Origin of the sequence: Corynebacterium lehmanniae, assembly GCF_043161975.1 — a bacterium.
Lineage (GTDB): Bacteria > Actinomycetota > Actinomycetes > Mycobacteriales > Mycobacteriaceae > Corynebacterium > Corynebacterium lehmanniae.
In genome coordinates this window covers 664,542-689,301 of sequence record NZ_CP170998.1, presented here as the reverse complement: position 1 = coordinate 689,301, position 24,760 = coordinate 664,542, and the positions used below count along the sequence as shown (strand labels likewise).

At 65.6% G+C, this 24,760-nt stretch carries 21 protein-coding genes; 13 read left to right on the top strand and 8 right to left on the bottom strand.

The genetic code is table 11. The features are described from left to right. Nucleotides 1-3 precede the first annotated feature (3 nt). The 3 genes from ACF3NP_RS03270 to dut all read right to left on the bottom strand — a co-directional run bounded on the left by ACF3NP_RS03270 (nt 4) and on the right by dut (nt 2,739). Entirely contained in the window at nt 4-1,266 is a 1,263-nt protein-coding gene (locus tag ACF3NP_RS03270; protein ID WP_392398970.1) for a class I SAM-dependent RNA methyltransferase, read from the bottom strand. Continuing rightward, nucleotides 1,267-2,268 carry a DUF3710 domain-containing protein gene (locus ACF3NP_RS03265; RefSeq protein ID WP_181888552.1) on the bottom strand — a complete coding sequence of 334 codons (1,002 nt, stop codon included), beginning with the start codon at nt 2,266-2,268 and terminating at the stop codon, nt 1,267-1,269. 75 nt (nt 2,269-2,343) lie between these two features. Further along, nucleotides 2,344-2,739 carry a dUTP diphosphatase gene (gene dut / locus ACF3NP_RS03260; protein ID WP_181888553.1) on the bottom strand — a complete coding sequence of 132 codons (396 nt, stop codon included), beginning with the start codon at nt 2,737-2,739 and terminating at the stop codon, nt 2,344-2,346. Between the two features lie 207 nt (nt 2,740-2,946). Here dut and ACF3NP_RS03255 point away from each other — a divergent pair, with 207 nt between their 5' ends. Then, a complete protein-coding gene (locus ACF3NP_RS03255) occupies nt 2,947-3,489 on the top strand; it encodes a DUF3093 domain-containing protein (RefSeq protein WP_239306938.1) in 543 nt (180 codons plus the stop codon). 81 nt (nt 3,490-3,570) lie between these two features. On the opposite strand, the gene ACF3NP_RS03250 is transcribed toward ACF3NP_RS03255, so the two are convergent. Beyond that, nucleotides 3,571-3,864, bottom strand: coding sequence for a DUF4193 domain-containing protein (locus ACF3NP_RS03250; protein WP_181888555.1), 294 nt, complete (start codon nt 3,862-3,864; stop codon nt 3,571-3,573). Between the two features lie 177 nt (nt 3,865-4,041). Between ACF3NP_RS03250 and ppgK the strand changes: the two genes are divergently transcribed. Both ppgK and ACF3NP_RS03240 read left to right on the top strand, forming a co-directional pair. Next, the gene (gene ppgK, locus ACF3NP_RS03245; protein WP_181888556.1) at nt 4,042-4,800 is read left to right on the top strand and encodes a polyphosphate--glucose phosphotransferase; all 759 of its coding nucleotides are present in this window, start codon (nt 4,042-4,044) and stop codon (nt 4,798-4,800) included. 204 nt (nt 4,801-5,004) lie between these two features. After that, nucleotides 5,005-6,477: an RNA polymerase sigma factor gene (locus ACF3NP_RS03240; protein WP_392398969.1), complete on the top strand. Its 1,473-nt coding sequence runs from the start codon at nt 5,005-5,007 to the stop codon at nt 6,475-6,477. 78 nt (nt 6,478-6,555) lie between these two features. Here ACF3NP_RS03240 and ACF3NP_RS03235 read toward each other — a convergent pair whose 3' ends face one another. From ACF3NP_RS03235 to ACF3NP_RS03225, 3 genes are read right to left on the bottom strand one after another with little or no spacing between them, the layout of a single operon-like run. Next, complete coding sequence (locus ACF3NP_RS03235) at nt 6,556-7,185, bottom strand: DUF4190 domain-containing protein (protein WP_181888558.1); 630 nt, start codon at nt 7,183-7,185, stop codon at nt 6,556-6,558. Between the two features lie 48 nt (nt 7,186-7,233). Further along, nucleotides 7,234-9,000, bottom strand: coding sequence for a DEAD/DEAH box helicase family protein (locus tag ACF3NP_RS03230; protein ID WP_181888559.1), 1,767 nt, complete (start codon nt 8,998-9,000; stop codon nt 7,234-7,236). After that, nucleotides 8,997-9,251, bottom strand: a complete 255-nt coding sequence (locus tag ACF3NP_RS03225) for a DUF3039 domain-containing protein (RefSeq protein ID WP_063936916.1) — start codon at nt 9,249-9,251, stop codon at nt 8,997-8,999. Before ACF3NP_RS03225 ends, ACF3NP_RS03230 begins: the two co-directional genes overlap by 4 nt. 51 nt (nt 9,252-9,302) lie before the next feature. Between ACF3NP_RS03225 and ACF3NP_RS03220 the strand changes: the two genes are divergently transcribed. The 6 genes from ACF3NP_RS03220 to galE all read left to right on the top strand — a co-directional run bounded on the left by ACF3NP_RS03220 (nt 9,303) and on the right by galE (nt 14,705). Beyond that, nucleotides 9,303-9,728, top strand: a complete 426-nt coding sequence (locus ACF3NP_RS03220; protein ID WP_181888560.1) for a DUF3099 domain-containing protein — start codon at nt 9,303-9,305, stop codon at nt 9,726-9,728. A gap of 26 nt (nt 9,729-9,754) precedes the next feature. Continuing rightward, entirely contained in the window at nt 9,755-11,314 is a 1,560-nt protein-coding gene (locus ACF3NP_RS03215) for a DUF7782 domain-containing protein (protein WP_181888561.1), read from the top strand. Nucleotides 11,315-11,330: 16 nt separating this feature from the next. Continuing rightward, nucleotides 11,331-11,765 (top strand): D-aminoacyl-tRNA deacylase, encoded by a 435-nt coding sequence (dtd, locus tag ACF3NP_RS03210; protein WP_181888562.1) that lies wholly within the window; start codon nt 11,331-11,333, stop codon nt 11,763-11,765. A gap of 113 nt (nt 11,766-11,878) precedes the next feature. Beyond that, nucleotides 11,879-12,880 carry a sigma-70 family RNA polymerase sigma factor gene (locus ACF3NP_RS03205; protein WP_181888563.1) on the top strand — a complete coding sequence of 334 codons (1,002 nt, stop codon included), beginning with the start codon at nt 11,879-11,881 and terminating at the stop codon, nt 12,878-12,880. Between the two features lie 137 nt (nt 12,881-13,017). Next, nucleotides 13,018-13,695, top strand: coding sequence for an iron dependent repressor, metal binding and dimerization domain protein (locus ACF3NP_RS03200; RefSeq protein ID WP_181888564.1), 678 nt, complete (start codon nt 13,018-13,020; stop codon nt 13,693-13,695). A gap of 20 nt (nt 13,696-13,715) precedes the next feature. Continuing rightward, entirely contained in the window at nt 13,716-14,705 is a 990-nt protein-coding gene (gene galE, locus ACF3NP_RS03195) for a UDP-glucose 4-epimerase GalE (RefSeq protein ID WP_181888565.1), read from the top strand. Between the two features lie 108 nt (nt 14,706-14,813). Here the strand turns inward: galE and ACF3NP_RS03190 are convergent, their stop codons facing one another. Then, nucleotides 14,814-15,899 (bottom strand): DUF4192 domain-containing protein, encoded by a 1,086-nt coding sequence (locus ACF3NP_RS03190; protein WP_392398968.1) that lies wholly within the window; start codon nt 15,897-15,899, stop codon nt 14,814-14,816. A gap of 183 nt (nt 15,900-16,082) precedes the next feature. Here ACF3NP_RS03190 and ACF3NP_RS03185 point away from each other — a divergent pair, with 183 nt between their 5' ends. The 4 genes from ACF3NP_RS03185 to ACF3NP_RS03170 all read left to right on the top strand — a co-directional run bounded on the left by ACF3NP_RS03185 (nt 16,083) and on the right by ACF3NP_RS03170 (nt 24,637). After that, nucleotides 16,083-17,138, top strand: a complete 1,056-nt coding sequence (locus ACF3NP_RS03185) for a PAC2 family protein (protein ID WP_392398967.1) — start codon at nt 16,083-16,085, stop codon at nt 17,136-17,138. Between the two features lie 33 nt (nt 17,139-17,171). After that, nucleotides 17,172-19,712 (top strand): DEAD/DEAH box helicase, encoded by a 2,541-nt coding sequence (locus tag ACF3NP_RS03180; RefSeq protein WP_181889597.1) that lies wholly within the window; start codon nt 17,172-17,174, stop codon nt 19,710-19,712. Nucleotides 19,713-19,810: 98 nt separating this feature from the next. Next, nucleotides 19,811-21,058, top strand: a complete 1,248-nt coding sequence (locus tag ACF3NP_RS03175; protein ID WP_392398966.1) for an NAD(P)/FAD-dependent oxidoreductase — start codon at nt 19,811-19,813, stop codon at nt 21,056-21,058. Between the two features lie 147 nt (nt 21,059-21,205). After that, the gene (locus ACF3NP_RS03170) at nt 21,206-24,637 is read left to right on the top strand and encodes a bifunctional proline dehydrogenase/L-glutamate gamma-semialdehyde dehydrogenase (RefSeq protein ID WP_181888569.1); all 3,432 of its coding nucleotides are present in this window, start codon (nt 21,206-21,208) and stop codon (nt 24,635-24,637) included. Nucleotides 24,638-24,760: the final 123 nt, after the last annotated feature.

The window sequence follows — 24,760 nt, the reverse complement described above, 5'->3', positions numbered from 1 at the left end:
CCGCTACACCGCTTCAAGCACCGCGATCACTTCGAAGTGGTGGGTGTTCGGGAATGCGTCGATAAGCTTCATCTGCTTCACCGCGTAGCCGTGTTCGCCAAAACCCGCCAGGTCGCGAGCGAATGTGGCCGGGTCGCAGCCGACGTGGATGATGCGCTCGGGTGCCGCCAGCGCAATTGCACGGACCACCTCCGCGCCCGCGCCTGCGCGCGGCGGGTCCAGCACAACCAAACCCGGCGGTCGCTCCAGCTCGCCCACGACCGCCGCCGCATCGCCGTGGTGGACGCGCACATCGCAGGCGTCCGCGACCTGCTGGCGGCGGGAGGTTGCTGCGCTGGAGTAGTCCACCGACTCGATTCGGCCGCCGCCGAGCGCCTCGCTCATCGACGGCACGAACGCGCCGACACCGCCATAGAGGTCCCAGCCCACGCGGTTGGTGTACTCCCCCGCACCCCACTGCGCGATCACGTCCGAGTACGCCTCAGGGGCGCGCAGGTGCGCCTGCCAAAACGCAGTTGGTGGAAAGACGAAGTCGAACCCGCGCACGCGCTCCACCAGCTCACCTGGACCTTCAAGCACGCGCTCGACGCGCTCCACGCGGCGGCCGCGTTGCGCAGCCTGGGTCTCCACTACGTGGCGGGTGCCGTCGGCATCAACCGCAACGACAAGCTCGGCGCCGGGGGTGAACTTCTCGGCCTGTTCGCCCACGATGCCGTCAAGCAAGCCCGGCACCGGCTGGGTGCACGTCACTCCTGCGACAACGTCGGTGGAACGCGCCCGCCGCATGCCGGCGTTGCCCTGGCTGTCCACGCCAAGCCGGACGCGGGTGCGCCACCCGGTGACCGGCTGGAGCTGGACCGCCTCCACTGCACCAAGGTCGAGCGCGTCAAGCACCCCGAAGCGGGAAGAAAGCGCTCCAAGTTGTCCAAGCAGCACCTCGCGCTTGAACTCCAGCTGCGCATCTGCCTCGATATGGGAAAAGTCGCAGCACCCCGCGCCTGCGGCCGCCGCGGGGCAGGTGGGATCGACTCGGTGCGGCGACGGCTCAAGTACAGCGGTGGTCTCCGCGCGGGCCCAACGCTTCTTCACCTTCGTCAGCGTCGCCTCCACCGTGTCGTCGGGGATTGCGCCGCGGACGAACACCACGCGGCCGTCGGGCGCGTCGGCAATGCCTTCACCGCCGTGAGCCATGGCCCGGACATGCAAGCGCACCGGCTCCCCGACCGCGAGAGCGGGCGAGCCGGTGCCGTGCTGAAGCTCCGCCACTTACTCGGCAGCAGACGGGGTGTCGCCGCCTGCCTTCGTGCTGCCGCCGGCTGCGCGGCGCTCGCGCAGCTCCTGCAGCTGCTTCTGGTTCTCCGCGTTTTGGGCGATGATTTGCTTCAGCGCGTCGCTCAGGGCGTTCGGGTTACCCTCCGCCGGAGCCTGCGCGGACGCCTGACCCTGACGCGCCTTGGCCTCAGCCGCTGCCTGCACCTGCTGCGCCAGCTGCGCAGGAAGGACTACCTGCAGGGAGTTGCCGGCCAAAATCGGGTCCTCGCCGCGGTAGACGAAGGAGCGCGCGATGGTCTCGCGGCCGATCTCAGCGAGCTGGTCTTCAGACCCGGTCGGTGCTGCCAAGGTCACGCGGTAGAGCCAGCGCGGGCCCTCCACACCGATAATGCGGATGACGCCGTTTGTGCCGGTGCCCACGATCTCCTGGCCCCACGGGCCCTGCTGGATCTCCACCGGCATGCCTTCGGCGCGCATGCCCGCGATGATCTCCTCCGAGGATTCCTCCCACAGGCCGCCGGTGCGCGGCGCGGCGAATGCCACCGGGGTGATGCGGCCGTAGCGGGTGACTACGTGGACCATCTTGGGGCCCTGTTCGCCCATCTCCACCTGCACCTGGGATTCCTTCGGCAGCGGGACGCGGATGGAACCGAGGTTCAGGGTGACGTTGGAAAAGTCCGAGAAGTCGAAGTCCTCGATGTCCACGTTGTCGCCGTCGAACGGGCCGGTGGAGCCGCCGACCGGGTCGTAGTCCGTCAGCGCCTCCACACCAGCTGCGGCGGAAGCGACAGGTGCGGACGCGGGGGCAGCTTCCGGCTTTTCAACGGGCTTGTCGACGGGCTGTTCAGCGGGCGCAGCTTCCTCAGCCGCCTCGATCTTCGGCGCCGCCTCAGGCTCGGCCGCGGGCTGGTCCTGCTTCGGCTCGAGCGGCGAGGACGCTACAGGATTCTCCTGCTTCTGCTTCTTCTTTTTCTTGCCAAACGGCCAAAATGCCATCGGTGGTCACTCCCTAAATTGGTGGTCGCAGTTGAGTGTAATTCTTGTGTTTGCGGTTACTGACTGTAGCCCGTGCTAGTGCGTGCCGGTCGAGCCGTACCCGCCCGCGCCGCGCTGTGTTTCGTCCAGCGCCTCAACCTCGGTGAAATCCACCAATTCCACGCGCTGAATCACCAGCTGCGCGATCCGCATGCCGCGGGTGATCTCGATCGGCTGGGATCGGTCGGTGTTGAGCAGGCAGACCTTCAACTCTCCGCGGTAGCCCGCGTCGATCGTGCCGGGCGTGTTGACGATGCTCAACCCGTGCTTGGCGGCCATGCCGGAGCGCGGGTGGATCAGGCCGACCGTTCCCACCGGCAGCGCGATTGCCACACCGGTGGCCACCAGCGCCCGCTCCCCCGGCTGCAACACCAGATCTTCTGTGGAATACAGGTCCGCGCCGGCGTCCTCCGGATGTGCCCGCATCGGCATTGGCAGCTCCGGATCAAGGCGCTTGACTGGAATCGGCGGGAGCGGATCGCCACCGTAGGTGCTGTACGTGCTGTTTTGATTCTCCACCCGCCCCACACTACGTCAGTGCCGCTCCGGCAGCGCTACTTCGTCGGGGCACTGCGCCGGGCTCCCCCGTTGCTGCCGCGCAAGTATGTCCCTGCGTTTGCCCCGCCTATTGTGGAATGCGTGAGTGAGACCGCTTCGACCCCTTCAAACCCCGGCTCCGAGAATGCAGCACCGGCTGCGACGGCACCTCAGGCAAAGGTGTTGTACACGGAGCGCCAGTGGGTGCCTTGGTATTGGTGGGCTGCCCTCGCCGGGCTCGCTCTGCTGCTCGCCGGGCAGTTGGGCCTCAACCGCAACGTGTGGTGGTTCGCAGTTCCGCTAGTGCTGTTCACTGCCCTGTTCGCGTGGTTTTTGTTCTGGCTGTCGCGCACCACAGTCTCCGTTGAACAGGATCCGGACGGCACGCGCTGGCTGCTCGTCGACGACGCGAACCTGCCCAACACAGTAGTTTCACGCTCGATGGTGGTGCCGGGTTCCGCCCGCCAGAATGCGTTGGGGCGCCAGCTGGATCCGGCGGCGTATTTGGTCTCGCGCCCCTGGGTCAGCGAACACGTGCTGATCGTCTTGGACGACCCGGAGGACCCCACCCCGTACTGGCTGGTCTCCTCGAAGAACCCCGAAGCGGTGCTGGCGGCCTTCGCGCCAGGCACTACCGCCGGGTAGCCCGGAGCGTCACAGCAGACAACAAAGGGCGGCGCCATCTGTCGGGATGGGGCCGCCCTTTAGCCGTCGATAAGCAGCTGCCTACTCGCAGTCGAGGCAGATCTTGGAACCGTCTTCCTCGGTGTAGGCGAGGCGCTTGTTCTTCTGTACGAGGAAGCAGGACGCGCAGGTGAACTCGTCGTCCTGGCGCGGCTTGACCTCGACGTTGAGTTCTTCGCCGGAGAGGTCCTGGGTCGGAGGCTCCACCGGTTCCACGATCTCGCCATCGTCGTCCATGCTGCTGCCAGCTACTTCAGCAGCCTTGAGACCTTCCAAGGAATCGGTCTCAATCTCGTCGTCCATGCGGCGGCGAGGCGCGTCGTAATCGGTGGCCATGGTGTGTGTCCTCCAGCTCAGCGTGGTCGCCCCGGGAGGGGCCTGAATGTCGTTATTTGAGCGGAATACTAGGTCAAACACATAGCCCTGTCATCTTTCCTGCTCAGAAGCAGAAAACTTCAGTCGCGATGCGCAGTAGCAAGGCGGAACTGCCGTGACGTTTGTACACTTCACTGCATGACAGAACAGGCCCTAGGTTTCGGCGTTGATGTGGGCGGCTCCGGCGTGAAGGGGGCCGTAGTGGATCTGCGCACCGGCGAATTCGTGAGCGAACGCGTGAAGATTGCTACGCCGCAGCCGGCAACGCCGGAAGCGGTGGCCGAAGTGGTCGCGCAAATTGTCCGGCAGTGCGATTGGGACGGCCCCGTCGGGGTCACCCTCCCCTCCGTGGTGACGCAGCAGGTCGCGCGCACCGCTGCCAACATCGATGAATCGTGGGTGGGCACCAATGTGCACGACCTGTTCACCCAAGCGCTGGGCCGCGATGCCGTCTCTGTGCTCAACGACGCGGACGCGGCCGGCATCGCCGAGGTGGCCTTCGGCGATGAGGCCGCCCGCAAGGGGGCAGTCATCTTCCTCACCTTCGGCACCGGCATCGGGTCGGCGTTTCTCATGGACGGCACGGTGTTCCCCAACACCGAACTCGGGCACATGCTTATCGACGGCACCGAGGCAGAGCACCTCGCCTCCTCCGCGGCAAAAGACCGGGAGGAGTTGAGCTACAAGAAGTGGGCCAAACGTGTGGATAAGGTGCTCCACGAGTACGACCGGTTGTTCAACCCGGCCGCGTTCATCGTCGGCGGCGGGATTTCCCGCCATTCCGAAAAGTGGGTCCCATTGCTCACGGTGGACACCCCGGTTGTTCCAGCAGCGTTGCGCAACCGTGCAGGAATCGTGGGGGCAGCGATGGCCGCCCAGAACCATGTCGCACCGTAGACCAGCCTGAAGGTTGTTGTACGGTGGTTGCCGTTAAACGGTCAGTCCGCGGGGGAAGGAATACTCCGCTCGGACGACTGTTAATATTGGCGTTCTGAAAATTTCGGGACGCATACGTACCCTGGATTGCCAGTGGTAAGGTCCGATTGACTCGAAAGGGCGTACGTGGTAGCCAGCCAAGCTTCAAGCAACAGTGCCGACGACGTGACTGCGGTTTCGTCCGACGGCGGCGCAGGCAGCGTTGCCAAGTCCAGCGCGAAAAAGACAGCCAAGAAAGCTGCGAAGAAAACCGCGAAGAAGACCGCCAAAAAGACGGTGAAGAAGGCAGCTAAGAAGACTGCGAAGAAGACCGCAAAAAAGTCTGCCAAGAAAACTGCCAAGAAGACGACGGCGAAGAAAGCCACAGCAAAGAAGGCGACCAAGGCCGCGAAAAGCGCCGCGGGCGATGCCGACGAGCTGGACGACGAGCTTCAGTCCGTCACCGGCGGCGCGGACGAATTGGACGATCAGGATTCCGACCGCGATGACGCGGATTACGATGCGGAGATCGGCGACGATGACGATGCCTTCGACGAGGATATCGACGGTGCTCTCGGCGACGACAGCGAGGATGACGACGACCTCGGCGAAGACGGCGACGATGACGAGGACGAAGAAGACGAGGACGAGGGCTCCTCTGTCTGGGACATCGAGGAATCTGCCGCGCTGCGCCAGGCGCGCAAGGATGCGCAGCTGACCGCCTCGGCCGACTCGGTGCGCGCCTACCTCAAGCAGATCGGCAAGGTTGCCCTGCTCGATGCTGAGCAGGAGGTGTCCCTGGCCAAGCGCATCGAGGCTGGGCTGTACGCGCAGTACCGCCTCGACGAGATGGCGCGCGCCGCCGCGGAGGGCGACAAGGACGCCAAGCTCACCCCGGCGGTGAAGCGCGATCTGCGCGCAGTGGCGCGCGACGGCCGGAAGGCGAAGAACCACCTGCTGGAGGCGAACCTTCGTCTGGTGGTCTCCCTTGCGAAGCGCTACACCGGCCGCGGCATGGCTTTCTTGGACCTGATCCAGGAGGGCAACCTGGGTCTGATCCGTGCCGTAGAGAAGTTCGACTACTCCAAGGGCTACAAGTTCTCCACCTACGCCACCTGGTGGATCCGCCAGGCCATCACCCGTGCGATGGCGGACCAGGCGCGCACCATCCGTATCCCGGTGCACATGGTCGAGGTCATCAACAAGCTCGGCCGTATCCAGCGCGAGCTGCTGCAGGATCTCGGACGCGAGCCCACGCCGCTTGAGCTGGCGAAGGAAATGGACATTACCGAGGAGAAGGTCCTCGAGATCCAGCAGTACGCCCGCGAGCCGATCTCCCTCGACCAGACCATCGGCGACGAGGGCGACAGCCAGCTCGGCGACTTCATCGAGGACTCCGAGGCTGTCGTGGCGGTGGACGCGGTGTCCTTCACCCTGCTGCAGGACCAATTGCAGGACGTGCTGCACACCCTGTCCGAGCGCGAGGCAGGCGTTGTGCGCCTGCGCTTCGGGCTTACCGACGGCATGCCGCGCACCCTCGACGAGATCGGCCAGGTTTACGGCGTGACTCGAGAGCGCATCCGCCAGATCGAGTCCAAGACCATGTCGAAGCTGCGCCACCCGTCCCGTTCGCAGGTGCTGCGCGACTACCTGGACTAACAGCCTGGTTTTGGCCCGAAACGCGTAAACGCCCCGACCGCTCGTGGTCGGGGCGTTAGCCGTCGAAAAGCAAAGTGCTTAGTTGTTCAGGCTCTTTTCAATCTCGTCCTCGATGCAGGACTGGTACTGCTCGTTATCGCCCTGGAACTGCTCGCACGCCTCCATGACTCCGTCGTCCAGCAGCTGCTTCGCCACAGAGATGCCGAAGATGAGCATCAGCGCGGACAGGATGGTGGCGATGGCACCCATGACGATGCCGGAGATCGCCATGCCCTTGCGGGAGCCCGGGCCGATGATGGAGTTGGCCTTCTTCACGCCGACGATGCCCAGGATCAGCGCAATCACGCCGAGGATGAGGCCCGGGAAAAGGAAGAGCAGGCCCAGCAAGGACAGGATGCCCAGGATCATCGCTGCGAGGGCGACACCGTTGTTCTGCTGGGGCGGTGCTGCCTCGTAGCCGTACGACGTCGGCGGCTGGTTGTAGTTGCTGCCGGCCATGCCGTAACCGGCGTGGCCAGGCTCGCCGCGGGTGTAGTCCGGCTGCAGCTGCTCGGGGGCGGTGTAGTCGCCATAGTTGGAAACGCCCTCCGGGTGGCCGCCAGCAGGGTTGGTGCCGTACTGGCCGCCACCGTAGGGGTTTTCACCGTACGGGTTCTGGCCGTTCGGATTTTGACCGTTCGGGTTCTGGCCGTTGTAAGGGGTGCTCATCACAATTCCTTTCGTTTCATTGCGGTGCACGCCACCCTACCGGTGGGGCTACCAGTCTCGCAGGAAGGCGATGCGCTCGCGCAGCTGCTCGGCGTTGCACAGCGCGGTGGGCGGCCCGCCGCAGGCTTTGCGCACCTCCGTGTGGATCGCGCCGTGGGGCCGGCCGGTCTTCCCGGCGGCGATGGCCACACGGGCGTTGAGCTCCTTGCGCAGCGCGGGGATTTCGTCCGCGGCGGTTGTGGCGTTAGAGGCAGCTGCCGCTTCCTCTGCCGGGACGGGCTTCTTCACCGGCTCGCCAAGCACCTCCGCACGCTCGCGGGCCTTGCGCTCCTCTGCCCTGCGCGCCCGCTCCTCGGCGTCGCGGGCATCCAGTTGGTCGCTTTGCCGCTTGGCCAACAACGTTCGCACCTGGTCGGCGTCGAGCAGGCCGGGCAGGCCGAGGAAGTCCTGCTCTTCGGCGGAGCCTGCTTGGGTGGGCGTGCCGTAAGTCGAGCCGTCGAAAATCAGCGAGTCCAGCTCGGCGGACGCGCCGATGGATTCGTAGGACGGCATGTCGTCCGGCTCGGTCTGCGTGCGGTTTGCTTGATCCAGCAGCTCGTCGGACCAGCCGGATTCTCGGTGAGGTTTGCCCAGGACGTGGTCGCGCGAGACCTCCATCTCCTCCGCCAGTCGCAGCAGCACCGGCACGGAGGGCAGGAAGACCGAGGCGGACTCGCCCGGCATGCGCGAGCGCACAAAACGGCCGATCGCCTGCGCGAAGAACAGCGGAGTGGACGCTGAGGTGGCGTAGACGCCAACTGACAGGCGCGGCACGTCCACGCCCTCGGAGACCATGCGCACCGCCACCATCCACTCGTCGCGGGAGGCGGAGAACTCGTCGATACGCTCCGACGCTCCCGGCTCGTCGGACAGCACCACAGTGACCGGGGTGTTGGACAATGTCCCCAGGATCTTCGCGTAGGCGCGGGCGGTGGTCTTGTTCGTGGCAATGACCAACCCGCCGGCGTCCGGCATGTTGGCGCGGATCTTCATCAACCTGGTGTGCGCCGCGGAGAGCACAGCCGCGATCCAGTCGCCCTTCGGGTCCAACGCGGTGCGCCAGGCGCGGGTGGTTTGCTCGGCGTTGAGCGGCTCGCCAAGGCGGGCGGAATACTCCTCGCCCGCCGAGTCCTTCCATTGCGCCTCACCCGAGTACGCGAGGAAGACCACGGGGCGCACCACGCCGTCGGCAAGCGCATGCGAGTAGCCGTAGGTGTAATCGGCCTCCGAGACCAAGTGCCCTTCGCCGTCTTCGACGTAGCGCACGAACGGGATCTGCGAGTCGTCGGAACGAAACGGTGTGCCGGTCAGCGCAAGTCGGTGCTCCACATCGTTGTACGCCTCGTAGACGCCGTCGCCCCAACTCTTGGAATCGCCGGCGTGGTGGATCTCGTCCAAGATCACCAGCGTGCGGCGGGCAGAAGCCACAGCGTGGTGCTTGAAGGGGTGCATGCCCACCTGCGCGTAGGTGACCACGATGCCGTCGTAGGAGGCGTTGACCGCGGACGAGTTGGTGAAGTTCGGGTCCAACGACAGCCCGAAGCGCTTCGCCGCGTCGGACCACTGGTGCTTCAGGTGCTCCGTGGGCACCACCACGATGATACGCTGGACAGTCTTGTCCTCTTTCAGGCGAGAGGCCAGGGTGAGCGCGAAGGTGGTTTTGCCCGCGCCAGGGGTTGCCACGGCCATGAAGTCGCGCGGCTTGTCGCGGAGAAACGAATCAAGGGCCTCCTGCTGCCATTTGCGCAGCTGGGGCCCAGAAGTCGCGGCGGTCACTTGCGGCGCAGCCCCTTGTAGATCCGCTCGCAGTCAGGGCAAACCGGGGACCCGGGCTTGGCCTGCTTTTTCACCGGGAAGGTCTCGCCGCACAGCGCCACCACCATTTTTCCGGAGATGGCGGAATCGACGATCTGGTCCTTCTTCACGTAGTGGAAGAACTTGGGGGTGCCGTCGTCCGTGGTCGACGAGGTGTCTTCCCTGAGGTCCGGGCGCTCGAGCGTCTTCGTCGTCGTATTCACGGCAACCATCATGCCCCAATTTGGGCGAGAGGTTAAGCCGGAGGGCTAACCTCAGAGTTCATGAGCGCCAACGACCACACATCCACCGGGCGCGCCTCCCGCCACTCACGCCGGGGCAGGAGATCCCGCGCGCTGATCACGGACGCTTCCTACACCCCGGAGCAAAACAGGCAGTCGCGCGAGAAGCAGTACGCCGTCTTGCAGGGGTTGCGCCTGCCGTTCATCGTCGCGGCGGTGGCCGCGGCGTGGGCGAACTGGTGGGTGCTCGCCGGCATTTTGTTCGTGGTGTCTGTCCCGCTGCCGTGGATCGCCGTCGTGCGCGGCAACGCGCAGGGCGAGGTCCGGGATACCCGTCAGAAGAATGTGTACAAGCCGGCGGTGGCGCGCCAGGAGCAGCAGATGCTGGCGCAGCAGCAACGCACGGCGCTGGATTCGGCGGAGAAGGACCGGTCTAGCTCCCCCGCTATCATCGACCACGACGAATAGCCCCCTCGCACCGCAGGAGTTTTTGCGTGACTGCCCCAGATGATCTCTCCCCTCACCTTCCCGCAGTTGCCCAGGCGCTTGCCGCAGAACTCGACGCGGCGGGTTTCAGCGCCGACGGCGTCGCGGCCCACCTCGGCCCGGAGGCGACCGAGGCGCTCTACCGCCGTGAGCCGGGTGTCGTTCTGGCGGCGTGTTCCGACGACGCGCGCTTGTCGCGCCTGATCCGGTTCTTCCTGCTGCGCCGCCCCGCCACAGCGGAGGCGTTGAGCGACATGCTCACCCCGAAACTTGCGCTTTCGCTTATCGACGACCACCTGGTCCTGCCCGTCGCCGACTCGTCCACGTACCGCATCGCCGTTGACGTGCGCCCCCACGTGGTGGCCGGCAAGCCGAGGCTGGTGCTCTCCGACCTCGACGCGTCCATGACGGACCACGTCCCGGGCCGCGACCACGTCCTCGGCGTCGGCTCGGCGTCGCTGTCGCTGCTGTCCGCGACACCGTGCACTCCGGTGGATTCGGTGCTGGATTTGGGCACCGGCTCCGGCATCCAGGCGCTCGCGCAGGCGGACGCCGCCACGCGCGTGGTGGCCACGGACGTCCACGCCCGCGCGCTGCAGTTCGCCGAGGCGACCATGCGGGCGAACGGGGTGGACAACGTGGAGTTGCGCGAGGGCGCATGGTTCGAGCCGGTGCAAGGCGAGAGATTCGACCGCATCGTGGCCAACCCGCCGTTTGTGGTGGGGCTACCGGAGGTGGGGCATGTCTACCGCGATTCTGGTTTGGACCTCGACGGCGCAACTGAGCTGGTGCTCGGCCAGGCGCCGGAGCACCTCGCCGAGGGCGGCCGCGCGTTCATCCTTGGTTCGTGGGTGCATGTGCTCGACCAGTCCTGGCAGGCCAGGGTCGCGTCCTGGCTGCCGTCCCACGGCGTGAGCGCCTGGGTGCTGCAGCGCGATGTGGTCGATCCCGGCATGTACGTCTCCACGTGGCTGCGCGACGAATCCATCGATCCGCGCTCTGACGAGGGCGTCGCGCGCACCGTGCAGTGGCTGGACCACTTTGCCGACAACGACGTCCACGCAGTGGGCTTCGGCTGGATCCTCCTGGAAGACATCGGCGACGCTCCCAGCGAGATCACCTGCGAGGAACTGTCCCAGCCGTTCACAGACCCGCTCGGCCCGGAAGCGGAAGAGTACTTCACCCGCACCGCCTGGCTGCGCGGCAAGGACCGCGACGACGTCCTCGACGCGAACTATGTGGTCCGGCCGACGGTAGCGCTGGAAGACATCAAGCTCGCCGACACCGAGCTCGGGATGGGGTTCGCCGATGAAACACTGCGCATCACCCGCACCGACGGGCCGCGGTTTTCCCACACCATCGACGCTGGCATCCTCTCGCTGATCTCGGGACTGCACCCGAACGGACTGCCGTTACGGGACGTTGTCAGCCTGTACGCGGCATCGCGCGGGCTGGGGCAACCGGAGGACGTCGACAAACTTGAAGCGGATGCGGCGGGCGCTGTGGTTGACCTTGTGCGCCACGGGCTGATCCTTCCCGCTGAAATTGCGCAATTGACTCACCTTTAAACAGAACGGAGCAGCAATGAAAGCAGTACTCACGCGTGTGACAAGCGCGTCCGTGACCGTGGACGGCGAGACCGTCGGTGCGATCGACTGTCCCGACACCGGCGGGATCCTCGCTCTCGTCGGCGCGGGCCGCGAGGACGCGGACGATGCGTGGGAGACGGTTGCGCGCAAGATCGCGGAACTGCGCATTCTCGACGGCGAACGGTCGGTGGAGGATGCTGACGCTCCGGTGCTGCTGGTCAGCCAGTTCACGTTGATGGGCCGCACGGCGAAAGGACGGCGCCCGTCCTGGAGCGACGCTGCACCTGGCGACGTCGCGGAACCGGTGATCGGCAATATTGCCGAGGCACTGCGCTCGCGCGGCATCCACGTCGAGGAAGGCCGATTTGGTGCGCATATGCAGGTCGAAAGCGTCAACGACGGTCCCTTCACCGTGATCGTCGAAGCGTGACCTGAATATATTTCCCGCGGGCGGGAACACTGGGCGACAGCTGAACGTTGCCCATCTAGACTGCCCAGCTGTCCCACCCAGCTTTTCCACCTAGTCCGAGGAGGCGTTGCCACATGACCCAACCGGATCACGCTGCACAGGGAACCAAGGAATCCGAAGAGACCGTCGACCGCGGTAGCCGGAGGAACCAGACAAACGACAACCCTTCTGCGGACCTTGTTCGCGTCTACCTCAACGGCATCGGCAAGACTGCCCTCCTCAACGCTGAGGAGGAGGTCGAACTCGCCCAGCAGATCGAGGTCGGCTTGTACGCGCAGCGCCTTTTGGACGATCCGGAGGTGAAGCTCACCCGCGCGAAGAAGCGCGACCTGAAGATTCTGGCGAAGGAAGGCCGCAAGGCGCGCGCCCACCTGCTGGAAGCCAACCTGCGCCTCGTGGTGTCGCTGGCGAAGCGCTACACCGGCCGCGGCATGCCGCTTCTGGACCTGATCCAGGAAGGCAACCTGGGCCTGATCCGCGCGATGGAGAAGTTCGACTACTCCAAGGGCTTCAAATTCTCCACCTACGCCACGTGGTGGATCCGCCAGGCGATCACGCGAGGCATGGCGGACCAGTCCCGCACGATCCGCCTCCCAGTCCATCTGGTGGAGCAGGTGAACAAGCTGTCCCGCATCCGCCGTGAGATGTACCAGTCCCTGGGCCGCGAGCCCACGAACGAGGAGCTGGCGGAGGAATCCGGCATCGAGGAATCCAAGATTGAGATGCTGCTGCGCCAGTCGCGTGACCCGGTGAGCTTGGACATGCCGGTCGGTGCCGACGAGGAGGCGCCGCTGGGCGACTTCATCGAAGACGCCGAGGCCACCGATGCCGAGGACGCGGTGGTGACCACCCTGCGCCACGACGATATCGAGGACATCATTAACGGCCTCGAGCAGCGCGAGCAGGACGTCATCCGCATGCGCTACGGCTTGACCGACGGCGTGCCGCGCACCCTGGACCAGATCGGCCGCCAGTTCGGCCTGTCGCGCGAGCGCGTCCGCCAGATCGAACGCGAAGTGATGGCGAAGCTGCGCGCCGGCGAGCGTGCCGACCGCCTGCGCGATTACGCGCTCTAAGCTGCCGCAGTCAGCACACGTTTACAGCCCAGCGCCCCGCATGAGGTTCACCGGTACCGCCGCGGGTGCTGGGCTACAGTGTTGCCACATGGTTTTTGGACCCCGAGCCAGCACCGCGATTGGAAGGGAGCATCACAGTGCGTGACCTCGTTGACACCACAGAGATGTATCTGCGCACCGTCTACGAACTGGAAGAGGAAGGCATTACGCCGCTGCGCGCGCGAATCGCGGAACGCCTCGAGCAATCCGGCCCCACCGTCTCGCAGACGGTGGCTCGCATGGAGCGCGACGGACTGATCGTGGTCGAGCACGACCGCTCCCTGTCGCTGACCGATGAGGGGCGCCGGCGCGCCACCGCCGTGATGCGCAAGCACCGTCTTGCAGAGCGCCTGCTTACGGACGTGCTGAAGCTGGACCTCGCCCAGGTCCACGAGGAGGCGTGCCGGTGGGAGCACGTCATGAGCGAAGATGTGGAGCGCCGCGTCGTCGCGGTGCTGGACAACGCGGACCGCTCCCCCTTCGGCAACCCAATCCCCGCACTCGACGAGCTCGGCGCAGCCGCCAGCACCGCCGACCAAGCGGGCACCCGCGCCAGCGACCTCCGGCTCAAGGAACCTGTGCGCGCAAAGGTGGTGCAGATCAGCGAGATCCTGCAGGACGGCGCACTGCCAAGGGCCGCCGGCCAATTGGTGGGCCAGACGGTGGAACTGCAGCCGCTGGAAGACGGCGCACTGGAGGTGTCCACAGATAAGGGTGAGACTTTCGTTCTCACCGCGGATGTCTCGCATGCCCTTCGCGTGGAGCGCGAAGACTAGCCAGCACGGAAAGGACTGCCATGAAGCTTGTTGTCACCGGCGGCGCCGGCTACGTGGGCAGCGTATGCGCTGCCACCCTGCTCGAAGCGGGACACGAAGTGATCGTCGTGGACGATCTGTCCACCGGCAACCGTTACGCCGTTCCGGAAGGCGCCACGTTTGTCGAAGGTGAGATCCGCGACGTCATCGACGATGTGCTCGCCGCAGACGGCGCCGCACCGGTGGACGGCGTGCTGCATTTTGCGGCGAGGTCCCTTGTCGGCGAGTCCATGGAGGACCCCGCCAAGTACTGGCACGGCAACCTCGACGTTTCGCTGGCTCTGCTCGATGCGATGCGCCGCCACGGTGCGAATTCGCTGGTCTTTTCCTCCACTGCCGCCACCTACGGAGAACCTGACGTGGTGCCGATTACGGAGGACGCTCCCACCCGGCCGACCAACCCGTACGGCGCGACGAAGTTGGCCATCGATGACGCCATCACCTCTTACTGCAACGCCTACGGCCTTGGCGCAACCAGCCTGCGCTACTTCAACGTCGCCGGCGCGTACAACGGCATCGGCGAAAACCACATCACGGAGACGCACCTGATCCCCATCGTGCTGCAGGTGGCAATGGGCTACCGCGACAAGATCATGATGTACGGCGACGACTGGCCCACGAAGGATGGCACGTGCGTGCGCGATTACATCCATATCCGGGACCTCGCAGACGCGCACGTGCTCGCGCTTGAAGCCAACTCCCCCGGCACGCACCAGATCTACAACTTGGGCTCCGGCGACGGGTACTCCGTTCGCGAGGTGGTCGAGGTTTGCCGCGAGGTCACCGGCCACCCAATCCCGGCGGAGGTGGCGCCGCGCCGTGCAGGCGACCCGGCGACGCTGATCGCGTCCTCGGAGAAGATCCGCGACGCCCTCGGATGGAACCCGACGCGGACGCAGCTGCGCACCATCGTCGAAGACGCCTGGGAGTTCACCCGCCAGCTCGGGGACCGGTCGCATTCCGCACGCTAGACGCGCATTACCCCTCGAGCTCGCTCCAGGTGTCTAGGCACCCCTGGCGACACAGCTCGAGTAGTGAATGGCCCTGCCCGATGTCCAACACGCCGCCCAACAACGCGGTCAAGTTGTGCCCCGGCAGCTCCCCTCTGCACACTCCAGCGCCGCGCTGGCCCAACCGATGAGTCCCTGCGACAAGGCGATCATGGCCCACAGGCACAGCGCGTTCGCCCTGATTTCCCCGCGGAAATTGCGCGCGATGGTCAACAGCACCGCTCCGGCCGCCCGCGGGCGTTCCAGCGCGTCGAGAATGAGGAAGTCGCGCAATCTACTTCCAGACAGCATGGCGGCGAACAGCTCGACGTCGTCCTGGCTGGTAAACACGTCGTCGATAATGAGGCTGCCGTCGATGTCGATCAGCCCCGCGTTCGGTGCGGCGGCGTAGACGCTACATGCTCTTTTGATCTGGACCCGCGCGGCTTTCGGAGCCATCTTCACCAGTTGGAACAATTCAGCGCCGCGCGTGTACGCGGCGGGCGCGAGAGCCTCCCCTGTCTCCACATCAGGCTCGAAGACCGGGGCAAAGTGGGAGAACACTTCGCCCTTGTGCAGCTCCGGCAGCACTCCGTGGTCGATCAACGGGCGCATCGGTTCTGCCGCTGCCACCGAGGTCACCGTGCCTTGTTCGTAGCCCGCGCTCCATTCCCAGACTGCACTGGCGGTGTCCGGGTCGGGTCCGAACACCAACTGGTAGTGCGTGCCGTCGGCGATTTCGGAGACGATCCAGCAGGCTTCGACGATCTCGCCGAATGCGTCCGCCGCCATTCGCAACCCTTCCGCAGCCACCGCAACCATTTGGGACTCCGGCACCCGAGTGACAATTACGGCAAAGGTGGCCACATGTCGGGCGAGAGGGATGCGTTGCAGTGCGCGTTGAATACTCTCGGTGCTTCCCACGTCGGCGTCGAGGTAGGCCCCGATTTCCAAGGTCGGTGAAGCTCCCGGTGGGCTGTACGCGTTGATGAGCACCACTGCCTCGTTTGGGAAGTAGCCGAGCGCGGCCGGGATGGAGGCGATGAGTTGTGCCGGCGAGCGGAGCAACTGCGCGCTCGGGTACGGCGAGATCGGGCTGGTCGGATGGTTTGTTTCGTGCGGTTGTGGCTGAATATCCATAACTGTTAGACGCTCGAAGGGGCGCACCGGTTCCATGCGGGAGCGAAGTTTTCTTCACACCTCTTCGTACGCAACCCTTAAGGCCGTGGGTGCCAACTTCCGGTTGCGGGTCGGGCACAATGGAATACTCCGCGACGCCAACCGTTGTGTGGGTGGAGCACGAAAGCCGGGAAGGCGAGCAATTTCAGGAGGCCGAAGACCATGACGCAGGAACGTCGTATGTACGAACTTGAGTACCCCGCGCCGCAGGTGAGCGGGGAGGCAAACAACGGCCCTGCCCTTATTGTCGCGATGCACGGCTACGCCGATGCGGGCCACGCCATTGAGTCCGCGGCCGACCACTTGAAGGCCGCGCTGGAGTCGCGCACAGTGGCGACGTTTAGCAACGACGAGCTGATCGATTACCGCTCCCGCCGGCCGACGGTGACGTTGTCGCACGCCGAAATCACCGATGTTGCGGACCTGCAACTAGATATGCGCGTCGTTCGCGACGAGAAGGGCCAGTCCTTCCTTCTCCTCTCCGGCCCGGAGCCGGACCTGCACTGGGAGGCTTTTAGTAGTGCGGTGGCGGATCTCGCGGACCGGTTTGGCGTAAGCAAGACCATCTGCCTTTATGCGGCTCCGATGGGTGCTCCGCACACCCGCCCGCTGGTGGTTTCCGCCCACGGCAACGACCGCGAGTTGGTCGGCTCCATGTTCACATTCGACGGCATGGTCAGCGTGCCTGGTTCCGCTTCGGTCTTTATCGAGCGGGAACTGCACAAGCGCGGCCGCCCGGTCGCCGGCTACACCGCGCACGTGCCGCACTACGTAGCGGCTTCGCCGTACCCTCACGCGACGTTCCAGCTGCTGCAGTCCGTGGAGGATTCCACCAAGCTGCAGTTCCCGCTGCGTTCCCTGGAGGCGGATATGCGCCGGGTGTCGCAGCAGCTGGCGGAGCAGACGCATAACTCGGACGAGATCACGAATGTGGTGCAGGCCCTGGAGGAGCACTACGACCGGGAGATGCAGGAGTACCGCGACCGCCACCCGCAGGCGATGATGCCGGGCGAGGCACAGATGCCTAGCGGCGAGGAGATCAGCGAGGCGTTTGAGAACTACCTCACCGCCATCGAGGACCGGGACCGCAACGAGCAGCGCAGCCTCCCCCACAGCGAGGAGACGGATCAGCGCCTGCGCGACCATTTCTTCATCGATCCTTCGGCTCCCGAGCGTTCGCTTGACGACGACCAAGGGGATTCCGACGGGGACGGCTACGGCGACGACCCCCGTTAGCGTGTCGGCCGGTCGGCTACGGTGAATGCTGTGATGCTGACCGATTTGCTTGAAGACATTGCGCAGGCCCCCGAATCGCTGTTCGAGGACGCCGTGTGGGACTCGTTCAATTCGTGGACGACATCCCGCGGCATCTCGCTGTATCCGGCGCAGGAGGAGGCGTCGCTCGCGCTGCTTGCGGGCGACAACGTCATCTTGGCCACCCCGACCGGCTCGGGGAAGTCGATGGTAGCCAACGCCGCGCACTTCATCGCGATGGCGCGCGGCCAGCGCACGTTTTACACCGCACCGATTAAGGCGCTGGTGAGCGAGAAGTTTTTCGCGCTGTGCGAGATTTTCGGCGCGGAGAACGTCGGCATGATGACGGGTGACGCGTCCGTGAACTCGAACGCTCCGATCATCGCTGCCACCGCCGAGATCGTGGCCAACATCGCGCTGCGCGAAGGCAAGGACGCCCGGATCGACCAGGTGGTGATGGACGAGTTCCACTACTACTCGGAGCCGGAGCGCGGCTGGGCGTGGCAAGTACCGCTGCTGGAGCTGCCGAAGGCGCAGTTCCTTCTCATGTCCGCCACGTTGGGCGACACCGCCTGGCTGGAGAAGGACCTCACTGAGCGCACGGGCCGCAAGACCACGTACGTCGGCGGCGCGGAGCGCCCGGTGCCTTTGGACTTCCACTACGTGTTCTCCCCGGTGCACGAGACCATCGAGGGGCTGCTCGAAGACAACAAGGCGCCAATTTACGTGGTGCACTTTTCCCAGCGCGAGGCCACGGAGCGGGCGCAGGCGCTGACGAGCATGAACATCATCACGCCTGAGGAGAAGCAGCGCATCGCGGACGAGATCGGGGACTTCCGCTTTACGACGACCTTCGGCAAAACCCTGTCCAAACTGGTGCGCCGCGGCATCGGTGTGCACCACGCGGGCATGCTGCCGAAGTACCGCCGTCTGGTGGAGCGGCTCTCCCAGACCGGACTGCTAAAAGTCATCTGCGGCACCGACACCCTGGGCGTAGGCATTAACGTGCCGATCCGCACGGTGCTGATCACCGGCCTGGCCAAGTTCGACGGCACCCGCCAGCGCATCTTGAAGTCCCGCGAGTTCCACCAGATCGCCGGGCGTGCCGGACGTGCGGGCTACGACACCGAGGGCACAGTCGTGGTCGAGGCCCCGGAGCACGAGATCGAGAACGTGAAGCTGCGTCGCAAGGCAGGCGACGACCCGAAGAAGCTGAAGAAGATCCGCAAAAAGGCGGCACGCGACGGCGAGGTCAGCTGGTCCGAGAACACCTTCGAGCGTCTTAAGGTGGCCGAGCCGGAGGAGCTGACCAGCCAGTTCAAGGTGTCTAACTCGATGCTGCTCAATGTCGTCGCCCGCCCAGGCGACGGTTACGAGCACATGCGCCATCTGCTGCGCACGAACCACGACCCGCGGGCGAAACAGAACCGCGACATCATCCAGGCGGTCAACCTGTTCCGCGGGCTGATCAACGCCGGGGTCGTCGAGCGCACGCCGGATTCTCCCGCGTACCGGCCATACACCCTGACCCAGGAGCTGGACCGCGATTTCGCGCTGAACCAGCCGCTGTCCCCTTTCGCGCTGGCGTTTCTCACGTTGCTGGACCCGGAGTCGGAGACCTACACGCTGGACGTGATTTCCGCGTTCGAGGCGATTTTGGACGACCCGCGCCAGCTGCTGCAGGCCCAGCAAACCGCCGCCCGCGGCGAGGAGATCGCGGCGCTGAAAGCCGAGGGCGTGGACTACACCGAGCGCATGGCGATCATCGAGGACGTGACCTACCCCAAACCGCTCGCCGACGAGCTGGACGAGGCCTTCGACACGTTTACCCAGGGCAACCCCTGGGCCAAAGAATTCGAACTGTCGCCGAAGTCCGTGGTGCGCGACATGATCGAACACGCGATGACGTTCTCGGACCTCATTGCCACCTACGGGCTGGCCCGCTCCGAGGGCGTGGTGCTGCGCTACCTCACCGACGCGTGGCGCACCCTGTCCTACTCCATCCCGGACGCGTACATGAACGAGGAGCTGGAGGACATCGTCGTCTGGCTCGGCGAGTTGATCAGGCAGGTGGATTCCTCGCTCATCGACGAGTGGGCGCACATGACTGGAGACGACCAGCCGGTGAGCCAGGACACCATCGACCGCGAGCTCGCCTTCGGCGTGGAGGACCCCACGGCGCTTACTGCGAACCGCCGTGCCTTCACCATCATGGTGCGCAACTACTTCTTCCGCCTAGTGGAGCTGTTCGCCTACGAGAAGGAGGACCAGCTAGCGGAGATGCTGGACTACCTGGAACCGGATGCGCGTGTGGACTGGCCGGCGGCGATGGACGACTACTTCGACGAGTACGCCGATGTGGACTTGGGCCCCGACGCGCGCGGGCCGGAGTTTTTCCGCCTTGCGGACACCACGGGCCGGTTCTGGGAGGTCTCGCAGATCATCAAGGACCCGGAGGGCGACAACGCCTTCCAGTTACACGGCACTGTCGATCTGGATGCCTCCGATGAGGCCGGTGAAGTGCGGCTTTCCGCCTTGGTGGTCAAAGGGGGGTAACCGAAGGGACGTCGATAGGCGAAATGCGGGGCGGCGACGGATGCGCTGCGGTACATTGCCCTCAACACAATCGATTTTATTTGTGAGGAGGACCATAAATGACCCGCACGATCGTCGTGGGCGCCGGCATGACCGGCCTTTCCACCGCGTGGCATCTTCAGGAGTACGGCCATGAGGTGGAGGTGCTCGAGCGCATCGACGTCGCCGCCGGTTCGTCTTGGGGCAACGCCGGCTGGCTGGCGCCGGGCAAGACCATTCCCCTGTCGAACTCGAGCCTGTGGGCGTACGGTCCGACCGCACTGTTTGATAAGCACGCCGCGCTCGATGTGCCGGTGCGCATCGACCCGAAGCTGTGGCGTTTCTGCGCCAACTTCATGGCGCACGCCACCGGCCGCGCCTGGGACAAGACGATGGCGGGCCTGACCAAGGCCGATCTCGGCGCGCTCGCGGCCTTCGACGAGCTCGAGGCCGGCGGCGTGAAGGCGACCACCCACGAAGGCCCGTTCATCATCGGTTTCGAAAACGAGAAGAAGGCCAGCGGCTTCCTCAAGGAGGTCGAGGGCGCCCAGCGCCACGGCCAGGAGATCCCGTTCGAGCAGATCACGCTTGACGACGCCCGCACGGACGCCCCGATGCTCACCGACAAGGTGGGTGCGACGTACCGCATGGGCGGCCAGCGCTTCATCGAGCCGGGCCCGTACTGCCAGGCAATCGCGAACTCCATCGTGGAGCGCGGCGGCAAGGTCACCACCGGCGTGGAGGTCGTGGAGGTCAGCTCCACCCGCAAGCCGGCCGTGAAGCTGGCCACCGGCGAGTGGCTGCACGCTGACAACGTCGTGTTGGCCACCGGCGCGTGGCTGCCGAAACTGGCCAAGGACCTCGGCGTGACCACGCTGATTCAGGCGGGCCGCGGCTACTCCTTCTCCGTGGAGACCGCAGAGCCGGCAACTTGCCTGGTGTACCTTCCGGACCCGAAGATCGCCTGCACCCCGTACCAGGGCCGCTTCCGCATCGCCGGCACGATGGAGTTCCGTGGCCCGGACGAGCCGTTCCAGCCTGGCCGAATCGCGTCCATGATCCACACCACCAAGCCGTTCTTCCGTGGCATCGATTGGGAGGACCGCCAAGACGAGTGGGTCGGCTCCCGCCCGGTGACCCCGGACGGCCTGCCGCTGGTGGGCGCGACCAAGGTACCGAACGTGTACACCAACGGCGGCCACGGCATGTGGGGCATCATCCTCGGCCCGCTGTCCGGCAAGATGCTGGCCAAGCAGATCGAGACCGGCGAGGTGGACGAGACCATCGCGCCGTTTGACCCGTTGCGCGGCCCCTTCGGCGGCCTTTAACCCCGCCTCCCCTAGCCCCGGAAACCGGTGTTTTCCGGGGCTTTTTCATGCCCGCAGAGAATCTTTGACAAATCAGTGGCCTGCGTCGTACATATGCATTAGTTTGAGGGTTGTCACATAGGACTGTTTTAGTGGTAAGGAACACATATGCCGAACTTGCTCACCAACCAGCTTCCGCCCGAGAACACCGCTGACCTCGATCATGTGGTCGACGCGGCCGTGACCCGCGCGTACCACTGGATGGAAGCGACCGCCGACGCCGATGCGGACGACGCCCAGACACAGCAGCTCGCCGAGATGCTTCGCGACGACAACGGTGTCCGCTTCACCATGGACTTCGTCGACCGCGTGATGCGCCCCGAAGACAACCGCGTGGCCGCGAACGCGTTGCGCGCAATCACCAGGGGCGTCGACGCGTCCTTCCTCGGCCGCATCAACGCCCTGCTCGTCGGTGCCGGTGCTTTCGTCGGCCCGTTCTTGCCGTTTGTGGTTGTCCCGGCGGCGCGCATGCGTCTGCGTCAGCTGGTCGGCCACCTCGTGCTCGACGCGGAGTCGGACGCGCTGAACAACCTGCTCGACAATGCGGAAAAGCGCGGCGAGCAGCTCAACCTCAACTTGCTGGGCGAGGCCGTGCTCGGCGAGAAGGAGGCGACGGACCGCGCCGAGCGCACCCTGAACCTGATCAAGAACCCTCGCGTGACCTACGTGTCCGTCAAGGCCTCATCCATGGTTTCCCAGCTCAACCATTGGGACTACAACGAGTGCGTCCGCCTGGTCAAAGACCGCATCCGCCCGCTCTACCGCGCCGCGCGCGACCGCAGCCCCCAGGTGTTCATCAACATGGACATGGAGGAGTACCACGACCTCCACCTCACGCTCGACGTGTTCACCCAGCTGCTCAGCGAGGACGAGTTCAAGGACTACCAGGGCGGCATCGTGCTGCAGGCGTACCTGCCCGACACGCTCGGCGCGCTGGAGTACCTCGCAGACTTTGCAAAAATGCGCGTGGCCGACGGCGGCTCCAAGATCAAGATCCGCCTGGTCAAGGGCGCGAACCTGTCCATGGAGCGCCACCACGCAGAGGTCAAGGGTTGGGCGCAGGCACCGTACCTGACCAAAGACGAGGTGGACGCGAACTACTACCGCCTGCTCGACTTCATCGTGCGCCCCGAGTACGCCGACAGCGTCGCCATCGGCATCGCTTCCCACAACTTGTTCACCTCCGCGCTCGCCTACGAGCTGGCGCAGCGCCGCGGTGTCGCCGGCATGCTCGACTCGGAGATGCTGCAGGGCATGTCGCCGGCGCAGCAGCAGATCGTGCGCGAGGCTTACGGCCGCCAGATCCTCTACACCCCCGTCGTGCGCAAGGACGACTTCGACGTTGCGGTGAGCTATCTCGTGCGCCGCCTCGAGGAGAACGCGGCGCCGCAGAACTTCCTGCACGCCCTCTTCGCCCCCAAGACCGCAAAGCGCGACCCGATCAGGGAGCAGGAGGGCGTCTTCCGCTGGGCGGTGGACAACCGCTGGGGCGTGCACAACGGGCCGAACCGGGACCAGGACCGCACCAACGAGACCGGACGCCAGGTCGCCACGGACGCTGGGACCACCGGCCGTTTCTTCAACGAACCGGACACGGACCCGGCGCTCGAAGCCAACCGCGCGTGGGCAATCGAGCACCTGACAAACCCGCCAGCTGTGGACACCGGTGAGGAACTCACGGACCCAACCGTCATCGCCGACCACATCTCCCGCGCCCAGGAAGCCCAGAAGGCTTGGGGCGCGCTCTCCGCGCACGAGCGCGCCGACGTCCTCGACGCGATCGGCGACGAGATTGCGCGACGACGCGGCGACTTTGTCGCGGTCGCCGCGCACGAGGCCGGCAAGACGGTGGACCAGTCTGACCCGGAGATCTCCGAGGCGATCGATTTCTGCACCTACTACGCCGACAGCGCCCGCCACCTCGACGAGATTGCCGCGGACTTCGAGCCGAACACACTCACCGTGGTCGTCCCGCCGTGGAACTTCCCGGTAGCCATCCCCACCGGTGGCGTGATGGCGTCGCTGGCCGCAGGCTCCGCCGTGATCCTCAAGCCGGCACCGCAGGTGACGCAGTGCGCCAAGCTCATCACGGATTGCATCCAGGCGGTCTTCGCCGACAAGGGCATTAACGCCGACACCGTGCAGTACGTGCGCGCGGACGAGGGCGAAGCCGGCAAGGCCCTGCTTACCGACGATGCCGTGGACGCCATCATCCTCACCGGCGCATCCGAAACCGCGCAGCTGTTCAAGTCCTGGAACCCGAAGCTCAACGTCATGGCGGAAACCTCCGGCAAAAACGCCATCATCATCACCCCGTCCGCCGACCCGGACCTCGCGGTCAACGACCTGTACCTGTCGGCGTTCGGCCACTCAGGCCAGAAGTGTTCCGCGGCCTCGCTGGCCATCCTCGTCGGCTCCGCCGGCGAGTCCGACCGGTTGATCAACCAGCTGCTCGACGCAGCCTCCACCCTCGTGGTGGGCCCGGGCACCGACCTGTCCACCACCATGAACGGGCTGATAGAAGCCCCAGGCGAGAAGCTGGAGCGCGGCCTGACCACCCTGGAGCCGGGCGAGAAATGGCTGCTGAAACCCCGCAAACTCGACGAGGAGGGCAAGTTCTGGTCCCCCGGCATCCGCGACGGCGTGAAGCCGGGATCCTGGTACCACCAGAACGAGTGCTTCGGTCCGGTGCTGGGCATCATGCACGCCAAGGACTTGGAGGAGGCGATCGAGTGGCAAAACTCCACCGGCTTCGGCCTCACCGCCGGCATCCACACCCTCGACGGCGAGGAAATCACTACGTGGCTCGACCGCGTCGAGGCCGGCAACGTCTACGTCAACCGCGGCATCACCGGCGCGATCGTGCAACGCCAGCCGTTCGGCGGCTGGAAGAAGTCCTCCGTGGGCCCCGGCGCGAAGGCGGGCGGGCCGAACTACGTCGCGCAGATGGGCACGTGGCGGGAGCGGGCGGAGCTGGCGCCGTCGTTAGGCGTGAGCATCTCGGCGAGGGTGCAGGAGCTTCTCGACGCTTTCCGTGCCAACGTCAGCGACGAGGATTTCGGGTGGCTTTCCCGCGCCGCCGAGTACGACCAGCGCGCGTGGGATAGCGAGTTCGGCCGCGGCCACGACCACTCCGGCCTGCGCTCCGAGGCCAACATCTTCCGCTACCGCAGCACCTTGGAGCCGGTGGTGGTCTACGTCGGCGAGGGCTACCAGCTGCGCGAGGTGTACCGCCAGCTGCTCGCCGCCGCGATCACCGGTACTGAGGTGCGTGTGGTCGCCCCGGACGCGATCGCGCGCGAGCTCGAGGCAGCCGATGTCGAAGTCGACGCGCACGCCGTCACCGGCACGCCTGACCGCATCCGCGTGGTGGGACGCGCGCCTGAGGAGCTCTACGGAGATGTCGCCACGGCGGTGTTCGACGGGCCCGTGCTCATCGACGGGCGCCGCGAGCTCCTTCCCTACCTGCTAGAGCAGTCCGTCTCCGCGACGCTGCACCGCTTCGGCGTGATCCACGATCCGGCTGGCATCCGGAACTGAGACCCGCGATTCTGTGGCGGGCTCTGAGTTCGAGGAGTTCATCGACCTGGTCGCTGATCCTGAGGATCCGAAGGATCTGTTCTCGCTGACCACCAACGTGCTCAGCCCGCTCTAAACCGGCCC